General features: G+C 46.0%; 1 protein-coding gene. It reads right to left on the bottom strand.

What is annotated here, in order from left to right; all coding sequences use genetic code 11:
• On the bottom strand, positions 1–272 hold a 272-nt coding region (locus Q763_RS15245; protein WP_035135889.1), incomplete at both ends, for a carboxypeptidase regulatory-like domain-containing protein.

The raw sequence follows: 272 nt of genomic DNA, 5'->3' as shown, positions 1-272 counted from the left end.
TCCGCCATGAGTCTTGGCAATAGGGAAACTGTTATTCTCATAACCGCTCATGCTTGCCTGTATGGTATAGGCCCTGTCACAGTCAACACTGTAGGTTACCCTACCATTAGCATCTGCCGTTCTGGTCTCAATTACATTGTTACGCTCATCAAGGATGGCTACCTTAGCACTGGCAAGTGGTTTGCCTGTATTGGCATCTCTTACCATTACTATAGCTTCAACCCCACAAATTGGTGTAGCACTGTACAACTGGTCAACTCCTGTTCTGTTAC

It is taken from the genome of Flavobacterium beibuense F44-8 (assembly GCF_000769915.1).
Classification (GTDB): domain Bacteria; phylum Bacteroidota; class Bacteroidia; order Flavobacteriales; family Flavobacteriaceae; genus Flavobacterium; species Flavobacterium beibuense.
This window is presented reverse-complemented; position numbering and strand designations above follow the sequence as displayed.